We start from the raw sequence: 21,820 nt of genomic DNA, 5'->3' as shown, positions 1-21,820 counted from the left end.
CATCGCCCGGCTCAGGCCTGGGTACCGCCGACGGTGATGCCCTCGATCAGCAGCGAGGGCTGGCCGACACCCACGGGCACGCTCTGCCCGTCCTTGCCGCAGACGCCCACGCCCTCGTCCAAGGCCAGGTCATTGCCGACCATGCGCACCTTCTGCATGGTTTCCGGACCGTTCCCGATCAGGGTCGCGCCCTTCACCGGCGTGGTGACGCGGCCATCCTCGATCAGGTAGGCCTCGGTCGCCGAGAACACGTACTTGCCGCTGGTGATGTCGACCTGGCCGCCGCCGAAGTTGACCGCGTACAGACCCTTCTTCACCGAACGGATCATCTCCTGCGGGTCGTGCTGGCCGGCACGCATGTAGGTGTTGGTCATGCGCGGCATGGTCATGTGCGCGAATGATTCGCGGCGGCCATTGCCGGTAGGCGCCACGCCCATCAGGCGCGCATTGAGGCTGTCCTGCATGTAGCCGACCAGGATGCCGTCCTCGATCAGCGTGGTGCACTGGCTGGGATGGCCCTCGTCGTCGATGTTCAACGAACCGCGGCGTCCGTCCAGCGTGCCGTCATCGACGATGGTCACGCCCGGGGCGGCAACGCGCTCACCGATGCGGCCCGCGTAGACGCTGGTGCCCTTGCGGTTGAAGTCGCCTTCCAACCCGTGGCCAACCGCTTCATGCAGCAGCACGCCCGGCCAGCCCGGACCGAGCACCACCGGCATCACCCCGGCCGGAGCCGGAACGGCGTCCAGGTTCACTAGCGCCTGGCGCAGCGCCTCGCGGGCGAAGGCCTCGGGGCGCCCGTCCGCAAACAGTTCTTCATACCCGTAGCGGCCACCGCCGCCTGCATAGCCGGACTCGCGGCGACCGTGGTGCTCGACGATCACCTGTACGTTCAGGCGCACCAGCGGCCGCACATCAGCACCCAGCACACCGTCGCTGCGTGCGATCAGCACCGTGTCGACGCCGCCGGACAGGCTCACCATCACCTGCTTCACGCGCGGATCGGCGGCACGCAGGTAGCCATCCAGGCGCTTGAGCACCTCGACCTTGGCCTCGTTGCCGATACCATCGATCGGGTCCAGCGCCGGGTACAGCGCGCGCGCGTTGCCACGCAGTAGCGATCGCCCGGATTGGGCACCGCCTTCGCGTGAGATCGCACGTGCCGACTGCGCCGCCGCCAGCAGCGCGTCGGCGTGGATGTCATCGGAATAGGCGAAGCCGGTCTTTTCGCCGGAAATTGCCCGCACGCCCACGCCCTGTTCGATGGAATGGGCGCCATCCTTGACGATGCCGTCTTCCACGCTCCAGCTCTCGCGGCGGGCATGCTGGAAGTAAAGATCGCCGAAGTCCACACCGGGGCCAAGCAACTGGCCGAAGGTGCGCTCCAGGCCAGCGGTATCCAGGCCGCCGGGGCGCAGCAGGCGGTCTTGGGCAAGCGTCAGGGCGATGTCAGTCATGGTTCTCGATCTGGGGATGCGGGGGCGCTCAGGCAAGCCCCGTGAACAGGAAGGCCGCGCTCACCGCGGGCGCGGCAGGCCGGTGACGGTCGGTGGAATGGCCGGCGCCGGTGCCGGCGCGGGTGGTGGAGCCTTGTCGCGGCTGCGTTCGATCACTTCCACCTTGGGCTCCTTCCATGGACCGGTCACCTTGTAGGTACGGGCGCCAATCTCGCCCAACGGCTTGGACAATACCGCATTGGTGGCCGCGCCCAACGCCGCTCCCACCGGGCCACCGGCCACTGCCCCCACCACGGTCAGCAGATTGCCGGCACGCGGGTTGACGTCGATGGTCTGGTCGAACTGCTGGTTGCGCAGGTCGGCCTGGCCGCGGATGGTGATGTTGGCTGCCGGGCCTTCGATCAGCACCTTGTCGGTGCGCGCCATGCCCTGGCCGAACTGCATGCTGCCGTCGATCTGGTTGAACGCGAAGCCCTTGGAGAAGAAGTCGCGGAAGTCGAACATCAGGCGCCGCGGCAGCTGGGTCACGCTGAGCAGGCCCAGCACGCGGCCAGCACCCGGCTCCAGCTCCAGCAGCTGGCCGTTGCGTGCGTGCAGGTCCAGGCGGCCCTGCAGGTTGCCCAGCTGGAAGTCCGACGGCCCCCCGCTCCAGGTGGCCTGCAGCTGGGCCTGGCCGGAGCCACCACGCAGCTGGCCGCCGTAGTCCAGGTTCTGCATCAGTCCGCCCAGATCCTCGCTGCGCACCTGGGCGGTCAGCTCGGTGCGGGCTCCGCCGGCACGGCCCAGCCAGCGACCGCTGATGTCGATCTCCTGGTCCGGCGCGCGGAAGCGCAGCTCGTCCACGTTCAGGCCATTGGCCAACGGTCGTGTGCGCAGCACCGCCTGGCCCAGCACCACCTTGCCGAACTTGAGGTCGGCGATGTCCAGCGCGAACGGCGGCAGCTTGGCCGGGTCCATATCGTTGGCGCCGGCCTGGACCCGGGCCGGTGCGGCCGGTGCATCCGGAGCTGCCGGCAGCGATTGCCAGTGCACACGGTCGAGCTGGCCGCTGATGGTACCGCCGTCAGCATTGGGGACAGTCAGGCGCCCGGCCAGCGACGGGCCCGCCAGGCGCACGTCCAGCGCCTGCGCGCCCGGATGCAGCTGCAACCGGGTCTGCTCGAAAACGCCACCGATCAGCTTCAATTGACCGACCTGCACGTCCACCGCACGCAGCGGCATCGTGTTGTCATCGCTGCCGCCCCGCGCCAGGCCGATCCACTCCAATGCGTCCAAGGTCGGGCTGCGGCCGTTGACGGTCAATCCGCTGGGCGGCGGCTCGCGATCGACATGGTCGCTGCCCAGCGTCACCTGCACGCCGGTCTGGTTGTTGTGGCTGCGCGCGGCCAGCGCCAGGCGCTGGCCGAACGCCACATCGATGCGGCCGGCACCCATCGGCAGCTGTGCGGCCACGGTGGTCGCCAGCGGCTCGGCAGCCGGTTTGTCCAGCGGCGCCGGCAGATCCAGCCGGGTGCCGACCAGATCGGAGCTCAAGCGCAGCTCGCTGGGCGGCGCAGGAGCACCTGGCGCCACCTTGGGCAGGTTGACCGCGATGGTCCACGGCGAGGTCCCGGTGATGTAGGGCTTGAGCCAGGCCATCTCCGGTGCGCGGTCGATCAGCACGCCGGCGTCAAGCGTGGCCGACAGCTTCGATTCGAAGGCCAGTCTGCTGTCGTGCACGTAGCCACCGGCACGCAGGCTCAGCCGGCCGTCCTGGCCGAGGTGGCGCACCGACAGTTCCTCGGCATCGAAACCGCCATTGCTGTAGCGCGCCTGCCCGTGCATGTTGTCGAAGGCGAGCTGGAAACGCTTGTCGACCAGCTTCACGCCGGCCAGGTCAACCGTCCCCTGCAGATGGCCACCGCCTTCATCGTGGTGCAGCGGTTGCAGCAGATCGAAGGTCACATGCGCCGGGCCCGCTGCGGTGAGGTTGTCCAGGGTATCGCCATAGTCCTTGTGCAGCGGGCTCTGCCGCAGCATGGCCAGCAGTCTGCCGGCCTCGCTCTGTGCATCGGCGCGCACGTACAGCGGCTGCTGCCCGAAATCCTGGATGCCCGCCTCGAACTTCTGCACCGCCACGCCGGCCAGGTCGCCGCGCCCATGCATGTCGAAGCCGGGGCCGATGAAGGCGATATCGGCATCGACCTGGCTCATCAGCGGCCAATCATGCTGGAAGCGGATGTCGCCATTGGTGATGTGGCCGGTGGCCTCGAAGCGGCCATCGTTGTTGTCGAACGGCCAGTCGTCCAGGTCACCGGTGACCAGGCCGACGCCGCCACGTACCTGGCCGCCGGCCAGTGCCATGTCCAGCCAGTCGGTGGCGCCCTTGCTCATCTTGGAGTGGATCCAGAAGCGCTTGGCCGCCGTCATCGGCACGTCGTCCAGCTTGGCGGCCAGCTGCAGCCACGGCCGCGTACCGTCGCCCTGGAACCACACACCGCCGCGCACGTCGGCCGCATAGTCGGTACCTTCCACACGCATCGCCGGCGTCCCGATCCGCCAACCACCGCCCTCGTCGCGCCAGCCCACGATCTGCCCGGCCAGCTGCAGGTCGTGGCGCACGCCGAAGCCGGTGGGCCAATCGAACTGCAGCTGCCGTTGCGGCTGCAGCTGCAGGCTGAAGCCGTTGGCATCGCCTTCGAAACGCCCGCCAAGGCCGCGCAGCCCCGGTGAATTGCCGACGCTTGCAAAGCCCAGCGACTGCAGTTCACCCTGCGCCCACAATGGGCCATCGCGTTCGCCGGCCAGCTGCAACGCGCGCACGTCCAGCTGCGGCCTGGACAGGAACAGCCAGCGACGCAGGCCCGGCTCAAGGCGATCGCTCAGGGCCAGCGCACGCAGCGCGATGCCGGCCTGCACTTCACCGGAACGCACCCGCAGCTGTTTGCCGACCTGCAGCTGCAGGCCATCGAGGCGCTGCTCGCCGTCTTCATTCTTCAGCCGCAGCCGCGGTACCTGCAGCGCCCAGCCCTCGGCCTGGCGCTGCCAGCGCAGGCGGGCCTGCAGTCGCTGCAGCTGCAGCTGCGGCGCCGCCATGCCGGGTATCGGTGCGCCATCGATGCGCACGTCGCGCAGGTCCGAATCCGTGGTCACCGCCACCGGCACGAAATCGCGCAGGGTCAACCACAGGTTGAGTTCGCCCTTGCCCTCGCGCAGGCGCACACCGCCGGCCGCCAACAGCGGAGACCAGGCATGGAAATCGACCGGATCGGCGCCCAGCCAGGCCTCGCCGTTGCCACGCGTGCGGTCCACATCCAGCACCGCAGTCAATGGCAGCGCTTCGGCCTGGGCCCAGGCGCGCACGCCCACGCGCAGGCGATCGCCATTGACCCGCAGGCGCAGGTCGATGCGCGGCAGCGTGGTGTCGATGCCCAACGTCGGCGAGTGCACGCCCAGGCGCCCCCCGATCACCTGCAGCTCGCCCAGCCGGCGCAGCGCGTCCAGCGGATCTCCACCGTCGGCGGACTGTGGCAGCCCACGCACCGACCAGCGACCGCTTGCATCCTGCTGCAGATCCAGCGCCAGCCCACGCAGGCGCAACTCGGTCAGCGAACGGCCAGGCAACAGGCCGCTGTACATCGATACCAGCACCTCGGCCTCGCCAATGGCCAGGCCGCGGCCCGCGCCGATATGCAGGCCTTTGAGCTGCAGCAACGGGCCACGACGGGTCCAGGCCGTCTGCAGCTGGTCGAAACGCACCGGCTGGCCGGCACGTTCGCTCAGCCAGGCCGCAATCCTGTCGGGGTGGCGCTCGGCCAGCGGCAGCAGCTGGCTGAGGGTGCCCACCAGCAGTGCCAGCCCGACCAGGCCCACCGCGCAGGCGGCAATGAGATGACGGCGGATCCTTCGCAGTCGCAGGCGCGGCGGCGCGCTCATCGGCCACCGCCGGCCTGCAGCCGGCGAGGATCAGAGCAGAACGACATCGAACTGCTCCTGCAGGTATTGCTCGTCCGCCTGGAAGCGGATGCTCTTGCCGAGGAATTCCTCCAGCTCGGCCACCGCCGCCGATTCCTCGTCGGTGATGCGCGCGACCACCTTGGTCGAGGCGATCACCAGCAGGCGCGCGGCGTCGAACTGGCGCACCGCGCGGGTGATCTCGCGGAAGATCTCGTAGGTCACCGTCTCGGTGGTCTTGATGCTGCCGCGGCCGCTGCACTGCGGGCAGGTTTCCGACAGCTGGCGCTCCAGGCTTTCCACCGTGCGCTTGCGGGTCATCTCCACCAGGCCCAGCGGCGAGAAGTCATAGACTGTTGTCTTGGCATGGTCGCGCGCAAGCGCCTTTTCCAGCGTGCGCAGCACCTGGCGGCGGTGCTCGGCATCATCCATGTCGATGAAGTCGATGATGATGATGCCGCCCAGGTTGCGCAGCCGCAGCTGCCGCGCCACCGCCTGCGCAGCCTCCAGGTTGGTGCGGAACACCGTTTCTTCCAGGTTGCGCTGGCCGAGGAACGAACCGGTATTGACGTCGATGGTGGTCATCGCCTCGGTCTGGTCGATCACCAGGTAGCCACCGGATTTCAACGGCACCTGCTTGTCCAGCGCGCGGCCGATCTCGTCCTCCACCCCGAACATGTCGAAGATCGGGCGATCGCCGGAATACAGCTCCAGCTTCTCGGCCAGCACCGGCATGTACTTGGCGACGAAGGCCTGCAGCTGGCCGAAGGTCTCCTTCGAGTCCACCTTCACCTTGTCCACATCCTTGCGGATCAGGTCGCGCACCGAACGCAGCGGCAGGCTCAGGTCTTCATAGATGATGCTGCACGAGGGCGCTTCGCGGCCACGACGCTCGACCACGTTCCACACGCGCGACAGGTAGGCGATGTCCTCGGCGATGGCCTCGGCCGGCTGGCCTTCGGCGTTGGTGCGCACGATGTAGCCGTAGCCGCCGTGCTGCGCCGACAGCTCGGTCACCAGCGCCTTCAGTCGGGCGCGCTCGGCTTCGTCCTCGATGCGCGCCGACACGCCCACCACCTTGGACTGCGGCAGCAGCACCATGTAGCGCGAGGGAATGCTGATCTGCGTGGTCAGGCGTGCGCCCTTGGTGCCGATCGGGTCCTTCACCACCTGCACGACGATGTCCTGGCCGTCACGCAGCAGCTCGACAATCGGCACGCTGGCCGGCGGCGGCAGGGTGGTGTTCTCGGTATCGGCACTGGCCACCGGCGCCGGCCGCACCACGTCATTGGCGTGCAGGAACGCGGCGCGCTCCAGCCCGACTTCGACGAAGGCGGCCTGCATGCCGGGCATGACCCGCTGCACCTTGCCCTTGTAGATGTTGCCGACCACACCCCGGCGCCAGCCACGCTCGATGTGCAGTTCCTGCAGCATGCCATTTTCGATCACCGCGACCCGGGTCTCGCGCGGGGTCACGTTGACCAGGATTTCCTCAGACATCTGCAGCCTCCCTGGCGGCATCGGCGGTGGGGGCCGGCACGCCGCAGCGCGCCAGCAAACGATCGGTGTGCAGCAACGGCAGCCCCATGACGCCGGAGTAGCTGCCGGACAGGTGCTCGATCCAGCGCTCGGCCCCGCCCTGGATGGCGTAGGCACCGGCTTTGTCCAGCGGTTCGCCGGTGGCGACATAGGCGGCGATGTCGGCAGCGTCGATCGGGGCGAAGGTCACTTCGGAAATGACCAGTTCGCTGTCCAGCCCGTCCGCGCCGACCACCACTACGGCCGTCATCACCTGGTGGGTACGCCCGGCAAGACGCGCCAGCATCCCCCGGGCATCGGCAGCGTCGGCGGGCTTTCCAAACACCTCGCCATGCAGCACCACCTCGGTGTCCGAACCAAGCACCCGCGCCTGCGGGTCATTGGCCAGCACCCGGGCCAGGCCGGCGCGCGCCTTGTCGGCGGCGACCCGGCAGACGTACTGTTCGGCGCTTTCAGCGGGCGCACGCTGCTCGACGACCTCCAGATCCAATGCCTGGAAGGGGCGTCCGAGTCGGGCCAGCAGCTGGTTGCGTCGGGGGGAGCGGGAAGCTAGGTAGAGCATCGGCACAGCATAACCTGAGGCCGCCACCTGAATCGTCGGCAACCCGTCCCGGAACGCGTTCAACCCCGAACGGACTCACAACGCGTTCATCGCTACGACACCACCCTCAACGGCACAACAAGGAGATCCCATGCGCCTGACTGCCACCCCGCTGCTGCTCGCCCTGTCCCTCGCCCTTGGAACCTCGATGACCGCCCATGCCGCTCCGTCCTCGCCATCGATCGCCGCACCGGCCGAGGGCACGCTGCTGAACATCTCGGCCAATGCCGAGGCCACCCGCGTGCCTGACGTGGCCACGCTGTCGGCCGGCGTGGTGAGCCAGGCTGCCGATGGCAACAGCGCCATGCGCCAGAACGCCCAGCAGATGGACAAGGTGCTGGCCGCGATCAAGGCCGCCGGCATCGCCGAGCGCGACGTGCAGACCAGCGGCGTCAGCCTCAACCCGCAGTACCGCTACGCCGACAACGAAGCGCCGAAGATCACCGGTTACCAGGCCAGCAACACGGTCAGCCTCAAGGTGCGCGACATCGCCAAGCTCGGCAAGGTGCTGGACGCGCTGGCCGCGCAGGGCGCCAACCAGATCAACGGCCCGAGCTTCGAGATCGACCAGCCGGAACCAGTGTATGACGAAGCCCGCCTGGCTGCGCTGAAGAAGGCCCAGGCCCGCGCCCAGACCTATGCCAAGTCACTGGGCCTGCAGGTGCGCCGCATCGTCAGCATCTCCGAGAACAGCAATGGCGGTTTCCGCCCGATGCCGATGATGCGCACCATGGCGGCCGGTGCGGCGATGGACAAGGCCACCCCGGTCGCGCCGGGTGAATCCACCGTATCGGTCAACCTGGACGTGGTGTTCGAACTGGGTCGCTGAGCCGTTGGTCATTGCCGACAGAGGAGGGTTCCCCAGGGGACCCGCCCTTTTTTCGTGCATTCCGACGGCAGTGGCTGAAGGCCAGCCCAACACGGGTGCCCCTGCCTCTATGCAGTGGTCGCCCGGGCGCGCTACTGATGCACTGCCAGCCGCGTGCGGCAACCCCGCCACGGGCCCTGGTGCGTTGAGGACTTCGTCACTGGCATGGAGGTGGACCATGGTTCGTACGTATCCCGTTGCATCCCTGCACTTCGACCCCGCCCGCGTTGCCGCCTGGAGCGCGGCGATCGCCCTGCACCTGCTGGCCTTCCTGTTGCTGCTCATCCCTGCGACCTACCAGGCCGTGCAGGCCCCGCGTGAAAAGACCACGGTCAGGCTGATCGAGAAGATCCCGCCAACGCCGCCGCCCCCGGTGCTGGAACCGCCCAGGGAGGTCGCCCGGGTCGTACCGAAGCCACAGACGCAGCCGGCCGCGCCGCCGCTTCCAGCTCCTACCGCAACCGTGGAAGAAGCCCAGGGCATCGCGCTGCCGGCCGCCGAACCGGCCCCGCCCCAGCTTGCACCGAGCATCGATGCCTCCGCACCACTGGCCGGCGCCCAACTGCAGTACCGCAGCGCCCCGCCGCCGGCCTATCCGCTGGCGGCATTGCGCAACCGCGAACAGGGCACTGTGCTGTTGCGGGTAGAGGTGGACACCCGCGGGCAGCCGACGGGGGTCAGCATCGAGCGCAGCAGCGGTTCGCGCAGCCTGGACCAGGCCGCGCGCCTGCAGGTGCTCCGGCACTGGCGCTTCGAGCCGGCCCAGCGTGATGGCGTGGCGGTACCGGCCATCGGCATGGTGCCGGTGCAGTTCTCGCTGCCGGAGTGAAGTGATCGCCGGCCCGGCCACCTGCCGGGCCGGCGCTTCCCTGCACGTGCCAACGGACGGAACCGGATCAACCGTTACCGATTAAGCAAAAATTCACGACTTCGTCACCTACCGGAAACCTAGATTGATCCGTCCCGGAATCTTCCGGAGACAGCCCTCAACGCTACGGTTTTCCAGTTAGGAGAGAAGCTGTGAAACACCTGATCCAACGGCCCGCCAGCCGCCGCCGCAGCACTCTGGCATCGTCCATCACCCATATCCTTACCGGCAGCACCCTGTTGCTGGTTGGCGCCGCGGCTTCCACCTCCGCCTTCGCGCAGGATAAGGCCACCAACCTGGACCGCATCACGGTCACCGGTTCGAACATTCCGCGCACCAACACTGAAACGCCGTCGCCGGTGCAGGTAGTAACCCGCCAGGAAATCGACCGCACCGGCAAGACCACGGTTGCCGAATACCTGCAGACCCTGACCGCTGATGGCTCCGGCTCCATCCCCAAGACCTTCGGCAACGGCTTTGCCGGTGGTGGCGCCGGCATTTCGCTGCGCGGCCTGGGCGCGGGCTCGACCCTGGTCCTGTTGAACGGCCGCCGCATGGCCACCTACGGCCTGGCCGACGACGGCCAGAAGGTCTTCACCGACCTGAGCACCATTCCGCTCGATGCCGTCGAGCGCGTGGAAGTGCTCAAGGACGGCGCCTCGGCAATCTATGGCTCCGATGCCATCGCCGGCGTGGTCAACATCATCCTGCGCAGCGACTTCCAGGGCGCCATCCTGCGTGGCTCCTATGGCCTGTCCGGTGACAGCGATGGCGACGCGAAAAAGGCGACCCTGACCGCCGGCACCGGCGACCTGGCCACTGACGGCTGGAATGCCTTCTTCAGCCTGGACGTCGGCAAGACCGACGCGATCAAGATCAGCGATCGCAAGAACCGCAAGTGGATCGGCACCGGCGACATCCGTCCTTGGGGCTATGGCAACAATGCCCAGTTCCTCGGCGGCGCCTACCTCAATGGCCGCACCAGCGGAGGCGTCGGTCCGAATGGCTCGGTGTATGACGACCGCAATGTCACAGCGACCAATCCCGCAAGGCTCGTGCCACTGCCCGGCTGCCAAGGCCTGACCACCATCCCGGGCCAGACCGACGCGTCGGTGGCGGCCCAGGGCTGCCTGTGGGATCCGGCGCAGCAGTTCCGTGATCTCACGCCTGAAGAGAAGTACGTCAACGTGTTCGGCCGCGCCAGCTTCGCCTTCGGCGAAGGCGGCGAGGTCTACACCGAGATCGGCTACTCGAAGAAGGAAACGATCTTCAGCAACACACCGTCCGGCGTCTCCGGCAGCTGGGGCTATCCCCTTGGCCCGCGCAATGCCAGCAGCGGCCCGGGCGCCGTGGTGCTGTCGCCGACCCATCCCGACAATCCGATCCAGGGCCAGGCCTCGCGCCTGCGCTACTCGGCCTGGGATGTCGGCCCGCGCGTGACCAACAACACCAATGAGTTCAACCGCTTCCTGGTCGGCGTCAAGGGCAACTGGGGTGACTGGAGCTACGACACCGCCTACCTGCACTCCGGTACCGATCTGGTGAACAAGCGCACCGGGTTCCTGCGCTACAGCGCTGTACAGTGCGCGCTGGGCAACCCGAACTGTGCCGGCGGCGTGTGGCGTATTGGCGACAATGCCAACCTCAACTCGCAGGCGCTGTACGACTACATCTCGCCGACCATCAGCGCACGCGCCAAGTCCAGCCTGGACATGTTCGACTTCACCGTGTCGCGCAGCCTGATGGACCTGAAAGGTGGTCCGCTGGGCCTGGCAATCGGTACCGAGTGGCGCAAGACCAGCAACAGCCTGACCCCGCAGACTTACACCGACCAGGGTGACATCATTGGCCTGGGCTATTCGGCCTATGACGGTACGCAGAATGTCTACGCCGGCTACGTCGAACTGTCGGCACCGGTGCTGGAGCAACTGGAACTTTCCGGCGCGCTGCGTTACGACAAGTACGAAAGCGGCGAAGGCAAGGCCACGCCGAAGCTGGGCATCAAGTGGACCCCAGCCGACTGGATCGCCCTGCGTGCCAGCTACGCCGAAGGCTTCCGCGCCCCCAACCCGGCCGAGAACGGCGATGGTGGCCTGGCCGCCTTCTCCAACGCCCGCGATCCGGTGCGCTGCGCCGTCAGCCCGCCGGCCGATGTCGGCACCAACTGCAGCTCGCGCCCGGTCGCGATCATCACCCGCCCCAACAAGGACCTGAAGCCGGAAGAGTCCAAGAGCTACTCGGTGGGCATCGTGCTGCAGCCGACCTCCACCACTTCGATGACCGTGGATGCCTGGCAGATCAAGCGCACCAACGAAATCGCCCAAGGCTCCACGGCCGATGCCATCGCCGCCGGCAACGTGCTGCGTGACATCGACCTGATCAACGGCATCGCTGGCACCGGCAGCATCCTGGCGGTCAACACCGCGTACATCAATGCGGCATCCACGCGCGTGCGCGGTATCGATACCGATATCCGCCAGACCTTCGATATCGGCCCGGGCCAGCTGGAAATGGACCTGCAGTGGAGCCATGTGCTGAAGTACGAGCGCACCGACTCCGACGAGACCTTCGACTATGCAGGCACCCACGGCAACTGCGACGTGACCAACTGCATCGGTACGCCAAAGGATCGGATCAACTTCGGTACCACCTGGCGTCAGGGGCCGTGGAGCGTGAGCGGCGTCGCCAACTACATCTCCAAGATGGACAACAAGGATTTCCGTGGTCCGGACGGTTCGTACCAGTTCTCCTACGCCGACGGTACCGACGTCACCAAGATCTCCTCGTTCACCACCTTCGATCTGTCCGGCCGCTGGAACATCACCGAAGCCTTCGAACTGAACGCCTCGGTGCAGAACGTGTTCGATCGCATTGCTCCGCTCGATCCGACCACCTACGGTGGCGTGAACTACAACCCGCTGCACTTCAGCGGCGCCATCGGTCGCTACTTCACCGTCGGCGCCAAGTACACCTTCAAGTAATACCGTTCAACGCATCAACTTCGGAGGCCCGGGCAGCAGCCCGGGCCTTCGTCGTTGCACGCCTTGCATGCACGTTCACGGGCACGTGGCTACCGTGTGCAAGCGGCACTACCGCCGCAGGGGATCACCATGGCCACGACATCGCAACGCCTGGGCCTGCCCGCGTTGACTGCACTGGTAGTTGGCTCGATGGTAGGCGCCGGCATCTTCTCATTGCCGCAGAACGTGGCGCGCAGCGCCGGGCCGGCCGCCGCGCTGATCGGCTGGGCGGTCAGTGGCGCCGGCATGCTGATGCTGGCCTTCGTGTTCCAGGCCCTGGCCAACCGCCGGCCGGATCTTGATACCGGCATCTACGCATACGCGCGTGAGGGCTTCGGCAACTACATCGGGTTCTCTGCGGCCTGGGGCTACTGGGTCGCCTCGGTGCTTGGCAATGCCAGCTTCTTCGTGCTGATCTTCAGCGGCCTCGGCCATTTCCTGCCAGTGTTCGGCGAAGGCAACACGCCTGCCGCCGTGGCGGCGTCGTCAGTGCTGCTGTGGACCGTGCACCTGCTGGTGCTGCGTGGCCTGCGTACGGCGGCCATTGTCAATGGCCTGGTGACGGTGGCCAAGCTGCTGCCGATCACGCTGTTCCTGATCCTGGCAGCAGGTGCGTTCCGCATGGAGGTGTTCCGTGCCGATTTCCTTGGCACGCCCGCGCTCGGCGATCTCGGCCAGCAGCTGCGCGGCATGATGCTGGTGACCGTGTGGGTATTCATCGGCATCGAGGGCGCCAGCATCTATTCACGGCGTGCGGCGCGCCGCGCCGACGTTGGCCGCGCCACGGTGATCGGTTTCCTGGGGGTCTGGCTGCTGCTGGTGCTGGTCAGCCTGCTGTCGATGGGCGTGCTGTCGCAGGCCGAACTGGCCGGGCTGCCCAATCCGTCGATGGCCTATGTGCTGCGCGCCATCGTCGGCGAATGGGGCGCGACGGTAATCATCATCGGTTCGATCATCTCCGTCCTCGGTGCATTGCTGGCCTGGGTGCTGCTGTGCGCCGAAGTGCTCTATGCCGCTGCGGGCGACGGCACCATGCCCGCCTTCCTCGGCCGCGAGAACGCGCGTGGTGTGCCGGCCAATGCACTGTGGTTGAGCAATGGCCTGATCCAGTTGTTCCTGCTGCTGGTGCTGGTCAGTTCGGGCAGCTACACCGGGCTGGTGCTGCTCGCTGCGTCGATGAGCCTGGTGCCCTACTTCCTGTCCACGGCATTCGGCGTGCAGCTGGCCTGGCGCGGGCAGGCCTACGCCGATGAGCCCAGTGTGCGCTGGCGTGATTTCGCGGTTGCGCTGCTGGCCAGTGCGTACGCGCTGTGGCTGGTGTATGCCGGCGGCCTCGACAACCTGCTGTTGTCGGTGTTGCTGTACGTGCCCGGCGTGGTGCTGTTCGCACTGGCCCGGCGCCAGCGCGGCGAGCTGGTATTCACGCGTTGGGAATGGGTGCTGTTCGGCGCGATCCTGGCGGTGGCGATCGCCACGCTGGTCGCGTTCTGGAAGGGCCTGATTACGCTGTAGCGCCGAGCCCATGCCCGGCTTCGAGGATGCAGCCGAGCATGGCCTCGGTTCTACAACACGAAAAAAAAACCTGCATCTTGCGATGCAGGTTTCTCAAGGTGGCGCCCGAAGTTGGACTCGAACCAACGACCCCCTGATTAACAGTCAAGTGCTCTAACCGGCTGAGCTATTCGGGCAGACGACTAGTATAACCATTCTTCACGCGCGATGGTAGGGGTGATTGGCGATCATTGCGGCAGCCCGATACAGCTGCTCGGCCACCACCAGCCGCACCAGCATGTGCGGCAGCGTCAATGGTCCAATCGACCACTTCTCATCGGCCAACGCGGATACTTCCGGCGAATGCCCTTCCGGGCCACCGATCAGGAACGCCAGGTCCCTGCCCTGCCCGCGCCAATGCTCCAGGCGTTGTGCCAGCTGTTCGGAGCTGAGCTGGCGGCCCGGCACATCCAGCGCCACCACATAAGCGTTCTTCGGCAGCGCAGCGATTACCCGCCTGCCTTCATCCTCCGTGGCGCGGCGCGGATCGCGGCCCTTGCCGCGCAGGCCAGGCTCGATTTCGACCAGCTCGAACGGCAGCCAGTGCGACAGCCGCTTCTGGTACTCGGCGAAGCCCTGCGCGACCCAGCTGGGGGCGCGTTCACCGGTGGCGATCAGGCGGGCTTTCATCAGCGGTCCTCCAAAACGTCGACGGCGCCATCGGCGCCGTCGAAGGGATGCATCATCGTGTGGCTCAGGCCACTTCGTCGTCGCTGGACGGCGGCTGGTCGCCGACGGTCCACAGGCGCTCGAGGGCGTAGAACTCACGCACGCGCGGCAGCATCACGTGGACGATCACGTCGCCCAGGTCGACCAGCACCCACTCGGCCTCGCGCTCGCCTTCCACGCCCAGTGGCATCACGTCCAGGTTCTTGGCGAAGCGCACGACTTCATCGGCAATCGACTTGACGTGGCGGGTCGAGGTGCCCGAAACGACGATCATGTAATCGGCAACGCTGGACCGGCCGCGCACGTCGATCTCGACCAGGTCCTTGGCCTTCAGGTCTTCGGTGGCTTGGCGGACGCTGGCCAGCAGTTCCGGCACGGACGGCGGCGGGCTGGGAAGATCGACCTTGATGGTCTGGGGCTGGGTCTGGTTGCTCAAAGTGGATCGACTCGATAAACGTGGGGGCGATTATACGGGGATGGCGCGGCCGCGCCATTCACGCCGTGGCCGGGCGGTACAGCCCGTGTGCAGCGACATAGTCGGCCACGGCCGGTGGCAGCAGTGCGCGCCAGGGGCCGCCAGCGGCAATCTGCGAGCGCACGGCGCTGGCTGATTCCTCGCGCAGCGGGTGGTGCAGGCGCAGGACGCGCCCGGCCGGGCTGGCGAACAGGGCCTGCTCATTGTCGGCCCAGCGCCCTTGCAGGGCACGCCCCAGCTCGCCATCGATCGACGCCTGCAACGGACTGCCCGGCCGTTCGGCCACCACGAAGTGGGCCAGGTCGAACAGGGCCTCCCATTCGTGCCAGCCGGACAGGCCCAGCAGGCTGTCGGCGCCCACCAGCCAGGCCAGCGGCCGGCTCGGGCCCAGCTCGCCACGCAGCTCGCGCAGGGTGTCGACGGTGTACGACGGACGACCGGGGCAGCGGGCGGCACGATCCAGTTCGCGGCGGTCCAACAACAGCCCCGGCTCGTCGCCGATGGCCAGCGACAACATCGTGCAGCGCTGCTCAGCGGTGGCACCGGGCACCGCGCGGTGCGGCGGATCGGCGGCCGGCAGCAGGCGCACGGCGACCTGCAGTTCATCACGGGCCGCACGCGCGATCGCCAGGTGCCCCAGGTGCACCGGATCGAAGGTGCCCCCGTAATAGATCCGCAGGCTCATTGCTCAGGCCCGCGCCAACAGGCGCACGGCACGCGGTTCGGCCACCACCACCAGCAGGCGCTCCAGCGCCAGCCAGGCATCACCCTCGGCGCGGCCCTTGGCGATGCGGTCAACCAGCCCGGCTTCGGCCACGAAGCGTTCCCAACGCTTGCTTTCCGGATGCCGCTGCAGCGCGCGCTTGTACGGGGCCTGCCGCGATTCCCAGATACCGCGCGATTTCATTTCAGCCGCCAGGTTGCCGCCACGGGCCTGCACCCGGGCCAAGCCAGCGCCCGCCAGCAGCTCGCGGATCACCATCGGCATCAGCGCAGCCACCGCCTCGCCCTCGCCGCGCAGTCCGGCCAGCATGCGCAGCACCGCCGGCGGTTGGCCGGAAAAGGCCGCTTCCACCAGCCGGAACACGTCATAGCGGGCGGCATCGGCCACCAGCGACTCCATGCGCTCCACGTCCAGCGGCTGGCCATCGGCCAGCAACGCCAGCTTGTCGATTTCCTGGGCAGCAGCCAGCAGATTGCCTTCCACCCGCTCGGCCAGGCGCTGCACGGCGGCAGGATCGGCACGCAGTCCCTTGCCACGCAGGCGGCGCTCGATCCAGTCCGGCAATTCATGCGGCTTGACCGCCCAGGCCACCGACAGCACGCCGATGCGGTTGATCGCTTCGGCCCACTTGCCCTGGTGGGCCTTGCTCCATTCACTTGCGGTGATCATCAGCACCACGTCCGGCGCCGGGTTGGCACAGAACTGGCTGATCACTTCGGCCCCGTCCTTGCCAGGCTTGCCGCTGGGCAGGCGCACCTCAACCAGGCGGCGGGCACTGAACAGGCTGGGCGCGTTGAAGCTGGCGTCGAGCTGGTTCCAGTCGAAATCACGGCCATCGGCGTCGAACACTTCACGTTCGCCGATGCCGGCGGCGCGTGCGCGTGCGCGGATGGCGTCAGCTGCCTCCAGCACACGCAGGGTTTCCGGGCCGGCAATCAGGTAGACCGGCGCCAGCGCGGTATCAGCGCCCTGGCTGGCCAGCTGCTCCGGACGCAGTTCCATGGCCGCGGCTCAGTGCTTGGCTGCGGGGACCGGCTCGGCCGGTACCGCGCCTTCAATCGGCTTGGCTTTCGGCGCCGACAGGCTGCCGCCCTTCTCGAGCTCGGCACGCACCACGCTGTCGATGCGGCGGATGATCGAGGCGGACATTTCCCGGCGCAGCTCGTTGGCCAGGATCTCGCGTTCGGTGGTGGTACCGGTGGCGTCGGTCGGTGGCGACACGTAGTCGCGCGACAGCTCGATCACCTGCTGCGGCACCAGCTCGCTGCCGTCTTCGCGACGGAAAATGAAGATCACCGCGTAGCGCAGGCTGTATTCCTGCGCACGGCCCTGCGAGTCGATGGCGATCGGCAGGTCGCCCCAGCGTTCGGACAGCACCTGCAGCTGGGTACTGGGTTCGTTGCTGTCCTCATCAGCCAGCCTGGCACCGGAAGCCAGCAGGCTGCGGTTGAGCAGCTTGACCAGTTCACTGTACGGGGCGGTGGATACCACCTTCACCGGGGCGGTGTCGGTGGGCAGCATCAGCTTGTTGCGCAGATGGAAGCCGCAGCCGGCAAGGCCGAGGACAAGAACGAGGGCAAGCAGGATTCGGGTCATGGAGACAGTCTGGCGGAGCCGGGCGATCACGGCAACACACAGCGTGCCCGAAGCCGCGTGAATGCAGGGCCATCAAACGCCTGGCCCTGCACCGGAATGGCACCGGCCACCATACGGGTGGCCGGTGCGGGGTACATCAGGCGGCGACGATGTTCACGATCTTGCCGGGCACGATGATGATCTTGCGCACCGTCAGGCCTTCCAGGAACTTGGCCGCGTTGGGCTCGGCCAGCGCCAGTGCCTCCACCTGCTCGCGCGCGGCGTCGGCCGCCACGTCGATGGTGCCACGCAGCTTGCCGTTGACCTGCACCGCCAGGGTCAGCGCGTCGCGCACCAGCGCACTGGCATCGGCCTGCGGGAACGGCTGGTCTTCCAGCAGCGTCTCCGCGTGACCCAGCACCTGCCACAGGGCGTGGCTGGCATGCGGGGTGATCGGGTTCAGCAGCAGCACGATGGCCTGCAGCGCTTCCTGGCGCACCGCACGGCCCTGCTCACTGCCGTCCTCGAACTTGGCCAGTGCGTTCATCAACTCCATCACCGCAGCGATCGCGGTGTTGAAGCTGTGGCGGCGGCCGTAGTCGTCACCGACCTTGCCGATGGTTTCGTGGGTCTTGCGGCGCAGCGCCTTCTGGTTGGCGTCCAGTGCTGCAACATCCAGTGCCGGGGCGGCGCCGTCGGCGGCATGCTTCTGCACCTGGGCCCAGAGGCGGCGCAGGAAGCGGGCCATCCCGTCCACGCCGGCCTCGTTCCACTCCAGCGACTGCTCCGGCGGCGCGGCGAACATCGAGAACAGGCGCACGGTGTCGGCGCCGTACTTGCCGACCATCGCCTGCGGGTCCACGCCGTTGTTCTTCGACTTGGACATCTTCTCGGTGCCACCGACCACCACCGGCTGGCCGTCGGCGATCAGGGTGGCGCCGGTGATGCGGCCGCGCTCGTCGCGCTGCACTTCCACATCGGCCGGATTGATCCAGTCCTTCGAGCCGTCCGGGTTCGGGCGGTAATAGGTTTCGGCGATCACCATGCCCTGGCACAGCAGGTTGCGCGCCGGTTCGTTGCTGTCCACCATCCGCGCGTCGCGCAGCAGCTTGTGGTAGAAGCGGAAATACATCAGGTGCAGGATCGCGTGCTCGATGCCACCGATGTACTGGTCCACCGGCAGCCAGTAGTTGCCGCGCTTGTCGACAGCGTCACGGGCACCCGGCGAGGTGTAGCGGGCGTAATACCAGCTCGATTCCATGAAGGTGTCGAAGGTATCGGTCTCGCGCTCGGCCGCACCGCCGCAGTCCGGGCAGGTGGTCTTGCGCCATTCCGGGTCGGTCTTGATCGGCGAACCGGTACCCGAGAACGCCACGTCCTCCGGCAGCACCACCGGCAGTTGTTCTTCCGGCACCGGCACCGCGCCGCACTTGGCGCAGTAGATCACCGGAATCGGGCAGCCCCAGTAGCGCTGGCGGCTCACGCCCCAGTCGCGCAGGCGGTAGTTGACGCGGCGCTGGCCCTGGGCCTTGCGCTCGAAGCGTTCGGCCAGCGCTTCGAACGCGCCCTGGAAGTCCAGGCCGTCGAATTCGGCCGAGTTGACCAGCTCGAAGGCACGGCTCTTGTCGCTGTACCAGTCCTGCCAACGGCTGCCGTCCCAGGTGCGCTCTTCGTCGGTGCGCGGATCCTTCAGCGCGATGACCTGCTTGATCGGCAGCCCGTACTTGTTGGCCACTTCATTGTCGCGCTGGTCATGGCCCGGCACCGCCATCACCGCGCCGGTGCCGTAGCCCATCAGCACGAAGTTGGCGACCCACACCGGGACCGGCTCGCCGGTCACCGGGTGCAGCGCGCGCAGGCCGGTATCCATGCCGCGCTTTTCCTGGGTTTCCAGCTCGGCTTCGGACACCCCCCCCTGCTTCAGGTCGACCAGCAGCGCGGCCAGTTCCGGATTGTTCTTCGCCGCGTGCAGCGCCAGCGGGTGTTCGGCGGCAATCGACACGAAGGTCACGCCCATCACCGTGTCCGGGCGGGTGGTGAACACACGCAGCGGGTCCAGCGCGCTGCCGTCGACATCGCGCACGTCGAACTGGATCTCCAGGCCTTCGGAACGGCCGATCCAGTTACGCTGCATGGTCTTGACCGATTCCGGCCAGCCGTCCAGCTCGTCCAGGCCATCCAGCAGCTCCTGGGCATAGTCGGTGATGCGCAGGAACCACTGCGGGATCTCGCGCTTCTCGACCAGGGCACCCGAGCGCCAGCCACGGCCGTCGATGACCTGCTCGTTGGCCAGCACGGTCTGGTCGACCGGGTCCCAGTTCACCACCGCATTGCGGCGATAGGCCAGGCCCTTGCGCATCAGGCGGGTGAACATGCGCTGCTCGTGGACGTAATAGTCCGGGCGGCAGGTGGCGAACTCGCGCGACCAGTCGATGGCGTAGCCCAGCGACTTCAGCTGGCTGCGCATGTGGTCGATGTTCTTGTAGGTCCACGCCGCCGGCGCGGTCTTGTTCTTGATCGCGGCGTTTTCCGCCGGAAGGCCGAACGCGTCCCAGCCCATCGGCTGCAGCACGTTGTGGCCGGTCATGCGCTTGTAGCGGCTGATCACGTCGCCAATCGTGTAATTGCGCACGTGGCCCATGTGCAGCGCACCGGACGGGTACGGAAGCATCGACAGGCAGTAGTACTTCGGCTTGTCCGAAGTCTCGTCGACCTCGAAGGCACGGGTAGCGTCCCAGTATTGCTGGGCGGCGGATTCAACCTGCTGCGGGTCGTAGGCGTTGGTTTCAGCGCTGGTCATGGAACACGCGGATGCGGCGGCAAAGCGGTACAGCGTACCGCAGTGCGGCAAACGTCTCCAATCCTGCCCGCCGGAGGCAGGCGCCGCGACGCCCCGGGAGGCGTCTCAGCGTGGGCGCGACAGCGGCAGGGCCGCCCCCAGCCAGACTGCCCAGCACGCAAACGCCAGCCGTTGTGCCAGCGGCGCCGGCAGTACGCCCTGCAGGGCAAACGCGGCCAGCGCGGCCAGCATGCCGCAGCCCAGCGCCAGTACGCCCAGCGCGCGGCCATGCACCTGGCGCAGACCGGATACGGCCAGCAGCAGGGTTCCGGCGACAAAACCCAGCACCCAGATCATCCAGGCGCTGGCATGCAGTTGGCTGGCCGGCCCGTGCAGGTCATCCACATCCAGCGGCAGCAACCCCATCGCGGCGAAGGCCAACCCGGCCAGCAGCAGCATCTGGCTGCCCACCCGTGGCGCCCAGCCGGCGGTTGCCGGCAGCCCGCGGCGCAGGCACTCGGCCACGATCGCCGCCAGCAGGCCCGGCAGCACGAAGCCCAGCAGATTGAAGGCCAGCGCATGCGGCACCCCCTGCGCGCCCAGCAGTGCCACCGGATGACGGGCTTGTGCGTAGCCGTCCAGGCCGGCGCCGAAACCGATCACCGCCAGTACAAACAGCAGCGCGGCGACCAGGCCAGGCAGGCGCAGCAACGGTGACAGGGACGACATGCAGACTCCGGAAAGTACGGCGAGAGGAAGACTGCATTGTCAGGCATTTACCACAACCCGGGTTGAGACCGGCATCGATCGTCACCATAGAATCGGACTCCAGACGCCAAACGATGCCTCCCCCCATGACCGAGACGACCTACGTATTCGACGCCACCACTGCGACCTTCGAGGCCGAAGTCCTGCAGAAGTCGCTGCAGACGCCGGTGCTGGTCGACTTCTGGGCCACCTGGTGCGGGCCGTGCAAGACCCTGGGCCCAATGCTGGAAAAACTGGCCGCCGAGTACAACGGCGCCTTCGAACTGGCCAAGGTCGATGTCGACAAGGAACAGCAGATCGCAGCGGCCTTCCAGATCCGCTCGGTGCCGACCGTGTTCCTGGTCAAGGGCGGCCAGCTGGTGGACGGCTTCCCGGGCGCGATTCCGGAAGGCCAGCTGCGTGAGTTCCTGGCCCAGCACGGCATCGTGCCGGCCGATGTCGGCGACGCCGCGCCCGAAGATGACGCCCCGCTGGACCCGCAGGCGCAGGTCGATGTGCTGCGTGCCCAGATCGCCGCCGAGCCGGACAAGGACGAACTGAAGCTCGACCTGGCCCTGGCCCTGCTGCAGATCGGTGGCGTGGACGAAGCCGGCACCCTGATCGACGGCCTGCCCGCCAATCTGGCCACCGACGACCGCGCCGTGCGTGCCCGCGCCCGCCTGGCCTTCGCCGCCGCGCTGAAGGATGCCCCGGCCGCTGAAGTGCTGGACGCCCGCATCGCCGCCGATGGCAAGGACCTCAAGGCCCGCCATCTGCGCGGCGTGCAACTGTTGCTCGGGGGCCATGACGAAGCTGCGTTGGCCCAGTTCCTGGAAATGCTGCGGATCGACCGCACGTTCGAGGAAGGGCTGCCGCGCAAGGCCCTGATCGACGCCTTCAATGTGATCTCCGACGAGGACCTGGTCGGCCAGTACCGTCGCCGGATGGCCTCGCTGCTGTTCTGAACGGGAGCCGTCCTCGTTCAGAATCCCTGCACTGAACGCGGGCAATAAT

Annotated in this window: 16 protein-coding genes and 1 tRNA gene; 5 read left to right on the top strand and 12 right to left on the bottom strand. The window is 67.5% G+C overall.

The features are described from left to right. Nucleotides 1-11: 11 nt before the first annotated feature. From tldD to AC5P65_RS06060, 4 genes are read right to left on the bottom strand one after another with little or no spacing between them, the layout of a single operon-like run. On the bottom strand, nucleotides 12-1,457 hold the full coding sequence (tldD, locus tag AC5P65_RS06075; RefSeq protein ID WP_019662103.1) for a metalloprotease TldD: 1,446 nt from the start codon (nucleotides 1,455-1,457) through the stop codon (nucleotides 12-14). Nucleotides 1,458-1,517: 60 nt separating this feature from the next. Next, entirely contained in the window at nucleotides 1,518-5,372 is a 3,855-nt protein-coding gene (locus tag AC5P65_RS06070) for a YhdP family protein (RefSeq protein ID WP_171952914.1), read from the bottom strand. A gap of 30 nt (nucleotides 5,373-5,402) precedes the next feature. Then, on the bottom strand, nucleotides 5,403-6,890 hold the full coding sequence (gene rng / locus AC5P65_RS06065) for a ribonuclease G (protein WP_019662105.1): 1,488 nt from the start codon (nucleotides 6,888-6,890) through the stop codon (nucleotides 5,403-5,405). After that, complete coding sequence (locus AC5P65_RS06060; protein WP_021204306.1) at nucleotides 6,883-7,491, bottom strand: Maf family nucleotide pyrophosphatase; 609 nt, start codon at nucleotides 7,489-7,491, stop codon at nucleotides 6,883-6,885. Before AC5P65_RS06060 ends, rng begins: the two co-directional genes overlap by 8 nt. 130 nt (nucleotides 7,492-7,621) lie before the next feature. Between AC5P65_RS06060 and AC5P65_RS06055 the strand changes: the two genes are divergently transcribed. The 4 genes from AC5P65_RS06055 to AC5P65_RS06040 all read left to right on the top strand — a co-directional run bounded on the left by AC5P65_RS06055 (nucleotide 7,622) and on the right by AC5P65_RS06040 (nucleotide 13,798). Beyond that, complete coding sequence (locus AC5P65_RS06055; RefSeq protein ID WP_021204307.1) at nucleotides 7,622-8,359, top strand: SIMPL domain-containing protein; 738 nt, start codon at nucleotides 7,622-7,624, stop codon at nucleotides 8,357-8,359. Between the two features lie 217 nt (nucleotides 8,360-8,576). Further along, entirely contained in the window at nucleotides 8,577-9,227 is a 651-nt protein-coding gene (locus AC5P65_RS06050; protein WP_111099030.1) for an energy transducer TonB, read from the top strand. A gap of 191 nt (nucleotides 9,228-9,418) precedes the next feature. Further along, a complete protein-coding gene (locus AC5P65_RS06045; RefSeq protein ID WP_111099029.1) occupies nucleotides 9,419-12,247 on the top strand; it encodes a TonB-dependent receptor in 2,829 nt (942 codons plus the stop codon). Between the two features lie 129 nt (nucleotides 12,248-12,376). Further along, a complete protein-coding gene (locus AC5P65_RS06040; protein WP_058982163.1) occupies nucleotides 12,377-13,798 on the top strand; it encodes a basic amino acid/polyamine antiporter in 1,422 nt (473 codons plus the stop codon). Nucleotides 13,799-13,897: 99 nt separating this feature from the next. Here AC5P65_RS06040 and AC5P65_RS06035 read toward each other — a convergent pair. The 8 genes from AC5P65_RS06035 to AC5P65_RS06000 form a co-directional block, all read right to left on the bottom strand. Then, nucleotides 13,898-13,974: transfer RNA gene (locus AC5P65_RS06035), tRNA-Asn, on the bottom strand. A 22-nt stretch (nucleotides 13,975-13,996) separates the two neighbouring features. Beyond that, nucleotides 13,997-14,467, bottom strand: coding sequence for a 23S rRNA (pseudouridine(1915)-N(3))-methyltransferase RlmH (gene rlmH, locus AC5P65_RS06030; protein ID WP_019662111.1), 471 nt, complete (start codon nucleotides 14,465-14,467; stop codon nucleotides 13,997-13,999). 64 nt (nucleotides 14,468-14,531) lie between these two features. Then, complete coding sequence (gene rsfS / locus AC5P65_RS06025) at nucleotides 14,532-14,942, bottom strand: ribosome silencing factor (RefSeq protein ID WP_005410536.1); 411 nt, start codon at nucleotides 14,940-14,942, stop codon at nucleotides 14,532-14,534. 58 nt (nucleotides 14,943-15,000) lie between these two features. Further along, the gene (nadD, locus tag AC5P65_RS06020) at nucleotides 15,001-15,666 is read right to left on the bottom strand and encodes a nicotinate-nucleotide adenylyltransferase (protein WP_019662112.1); all 666 of its coding nucleotides are present in this window, start codon (nucleotides 15,664-15,666) and stop codon (nucleotides 15,001-15,003) included. 3 nt (nucleotides 15,667-15,669) lie between these two features. Beyond that, on the bottom strand, nucleotides 15,670-16,707 hold the full coding sequence (gene holA / locus AC5P65_RS06015) for a DNA polymerase III subunit delta (protein WP_019662113.1): 1,038 nt from the start codon (nucleotides 16,705-16,707) through the stop codon (nucleotides 15,670-15,672). Between the two features lie 9 nt (nucleotides 16,708-16,716). Next, nucleotides 16,717-17,301 carry an LPS-assembly lipoprotein LptE gene (locus AC5P65_RS06010; RefSeq protein WP_019662114.1) on the bottom strand — a complete coding sequence of 195 codons (585 nt, stop codon included), beginning with the start codon at nucleotides 17,299-17,301 and terminating at the stop codon, nucleotides 16,717-16,719. Between the two features lie 136 nt (nucleotides 17,302-17,437). Beyond that, nucleotides 17,438-20,080: a leucine--tRNA ligase gene (gene leuS, locus AC5P65_RS06005; RefSeq protein WP_026347280.1), complete on the bottom strand. Its 2,643-nt coding sequence runs from the start codon at nucleotides 20,078-20,080 to the stop codon at nucleotides 17,438-17,440. 105 nt (nucleotides 20,081-20,185) lie between these two features. Then, a complete protein-coding gene (locus AC5P65_RS06000; protein ID WP_019662116.1) occupies nucleotides 20,186-20,788 on the bottom strand; it encodes a DUF998 domain-containing protein in 603 nt (200 codons plus the stop codon). A gap of 125 nt (nucleotides 20,789-20,913) precedes the next feature. Between AC5P65_RS06000 and trxA the strand changes: the two genes are divergently transcribed. Then, nucleotides 20,914-21,771, top strand: coding sequence for a thioredoxin (gene trxA, locus AC5P65_RS05995; protein ID WP_019662117.1), 858 nt, complete (start codon nucleotides 20,914-20,916; stop codon nucleotides 21,769-21,771). Nucleotides 21,772-21,820 lie beyond the last annotated feature (49 nt).

Source organism: Stenotrophomonas sp. YJH_SMC_48-3, assembly GCF_059369375.1.
Note: the sequence above shows the minus strand (reverse complement) of the source record. Positions and strands in the feature narration are given on the sequence as shown.